The organism is Rhodococcus olei (assembly GCF_039540555.1).
Taxonomy (GTDB): Bacteria; Actinomycetota; Actinomycetes; order Mycobacteriales; family Mycobacteriaceae; genus Rhodococcus_G; species Rhodococcus_G olei.
The window spans coordinates 1-2,662 of sequence record NZ_BAABFB010000100.1 but is presented as its reverse complement, the minus strand read 5'-3'; the positions used below and the strand labels follow the sequence as shown (position 1 = coordinate 2,662).

Below are 2,662 nucleotides of genomic sequence, written 5' to 3'. Positions count from 1 at the left end.
GAATTCTGATCAAGACCAGCGCGCCAACGCTGGCGGGAAGGCACGCCCGTGCTCACGGTAGTGGACAACAACGACGACGACTCCAACGAGACCGGCACCGCGGTCGGTGCGGGCCGGTCACTGCTCGACGAGATCGTCCACGACGGCGCCCGGCAGATGCTGGCCGCGGCCCTGCAGGCCGAGGTCGCCGACTACATCGCCCGGCATGCCGGTGAGGTCGACGAGAACGGGCACCGGCTGGTTGTCCGTAACGGCTACCACGCCGAACGCGAGGTCGTGACCGCCGCCGGAGCGGTGGCGGTCAAGGCCCCGCGCATCAACGACAGGCGCACCGACCCCGAGACAGGTGAACGCAAGCGGTTCTCGTCGACGATCCTGCCGGCGTGGGCCCGCAAGTCCGAGCAGGTGTCCGAAGTGCTGCCGTTGCTGTACCTGCACGGCCTGTCGACCAGTGACTTCGGCCCGGCGCTCGAGCAGTTCCTCGGCAGCGGGGCCGGCCTGTCGGCCGCGTCCATCACCCGCTTGACCGCGCAGTGGCAGGACGAAGCGGCCGCGTTCGGGAAGCGGGATCTCTCGAAGGTCGACTACGTCTACCTGTGGGTCGACGGCATTCACCTGAAAGTGCGGCTCGAGCAGGAGAAATTGTGCCTGCTGGTGATGCTCGGGGTCCGCGCCGACGGGCGGAAGGAGCTCGTCGCCCTCACCGACGGTTACCGGGAATCGAGCGAGTCGTGGGCGGACCTGCTGCGGGACTGCCGCCAGCGTGGGATGCGCGCCCCAGCACTGGCGGTCGGTGACGGCGCGTTGGGGTTCTGGAAGGCGCTGCGGGAGGTGTTCCCCGAGACCCGGGAACAGCGCTGCTGGTTCCACAAACAGGCCAATGTTCTTGCCGTGCTCCCGAAGTCCGCGCAGCCGGGCGCGCTGGCGGCGATGAAGGAGATCTACACCGCGGAGGACATCGACAAGGCGCAGCTGGCGATCGCGGCGTTCGCGCGGGACTACGGCGCGAAGTACCCGAAGGCGGTCGCGAAGATCGCCGACGACGCCGACGTGCTGCTCGAGTACTTCCGGTACCCGGCCGAGCATTGGGTGCACCTGCGCACCACGAACCCGATTGAATCCACCTTCGCGACCGTTCGTTTGCGCACCAGGGTCACCAAGGGCCCTGGTTCGAGGGCGGCGGGGATGGCGATGGCTTACAAGCTGATCGAGGCCGCCCAGTCCCGGTGGCGGGCCGTGAACGCCCCGCACCTGGTCGCGCTCGTGCGCGCCGGCGCGGTGTTCCACAAGGGCAAGCTCCTCGAACGGCCCGTCAACATCACCCCGGAACCGTCACCCGATCTTCCGGTGTCCGAGGTCGCCTGACGTGGTCCACGATGACAGAACCTGACGACACCCAACTCGCGTGAAAGGTGCCCAAATGGCGCTGAAGCCCATTCCGATCTTGACAGTCGCCTTCGCACTCATCGCATGTATGTCTTGCGGGGCGGCGACCAACCCGCCAGAACATGTCGCTGATTCGACCCCTTCGCACTGTCCGCGCACAGAAGGGTGGTCAGGCGAGATAGCTGTCGGGCAGGGAGGAAACCCGCCTGGTCCAGCACTGGCGCCTCCAGACGGATTGGGAGTGACATCAGAATCCGCACCGCCGACGCCAGCGGAACTCCAGACCGTGTCAATCTCGCCCATGGGTGAGTCCGCCCCTGGTGTGGAACGTATCGTCTACCAGTTCGCTGGTGATGGTCAGCTTGGATGGTCAGTACGGTTCGTCGACGTTCCGCTCCGTTATGGTGACACTCAGCGAGTGCCGGTTGCGGGAAAGTGTGTACTCCAAGTCGATTTCACCGGCTTCCCGTGGGGAGAAGGCGAACCCCATTACGCCCCACGAGTCACGTCTGCGGAGGCAAGTGAAGTCGTTGAGGTACTGACACTTCCGCCACGCGAAGGGGTGACGCAGTCGTTCACGGGACTGCGGTCGCAGGACGCCCATGTGGCCGTCGATCAGGATTCTAGTCGCGCGCAGCTCTCGATCATCCTCAGCTCGTAGAGACCGTCTCAATACCATAACGACCGACCGGTTCGTTCCTAGGTTGTCGAAACCAATGGGTAATGATTCGCAATGAAGTCGGTAATCAGTACGTCAAGGGGAGGAACTATGTCGAAGGTGAAAAGGACTTTGTCGGCGCTTGCGGCCACCGCTGCAACAGTCGGATTGGGCCTGGCGGCACCCGGCGTGGCAGATGCGGCCAGTTGCTCCAGCGGGAGGGCGTGCTTTTTCAGCGGAACGAATTACACGGGTGGCCAGACTGACGTGCTCGTCAATAGCGGAGTGGGTTGCGTCAACCTTCCGCCGGTCCGATCTGGGCTGAGCAACGCGATTACCGGCGGCACAGTGTGGTCCGGATCCAATTGCACTGGATCCCCGTCTTCCGCGATCTCAGCGAACTTCCCCTTCACCGCCCACTCTGTGAGCTTCTGCTTCGTTTGCCGAGACTCGGAATAGGGCTGGGGATCACGGCACCTGGTCGAGGCCCAGGCGTGCCGCTCCCCTGAGGAGTGGTGCAATCGCGCCATCCGCGATTGGACATGAGAGCGTCCCGATCCGAAACTGGTCGGGGCGCTCTCGTGCGTCCCAACCTGGCCGTCAGCATCATCAACCGAA

At 64.6% G+C, this 2,662-nt stretch carries 2 protein-coding genes; both read left to right on the top strand.

The annotated features are described in order from the left end of the window. The first annotated feature begins 48 nt into the window (after positions 1-48). Positions 49-1,365, top strand: coding sequence for an IS256 family transposase (locus ABD951_RS28490; RefSeq protein WP_345353638.1), 1,317 nt, complete (start codon positions 49-51; stop codon positions 1,363-1,365). A gap of 55 nt (positions 1,366-1,420) precedes the next feature. Continuing rightward, complete coding sequence (locus ABD951_RS28805; protein ID WP_425569988.1) at positions 1,421-2,047, top strand: AMIN-like domain-containing (lipo)protein; 627 nt, start codon at positions 1,421-1,423, stop codon at positions 2,045-2,047. Positions 2,048-2,662 lie beyond the last annotated feature (615 nt).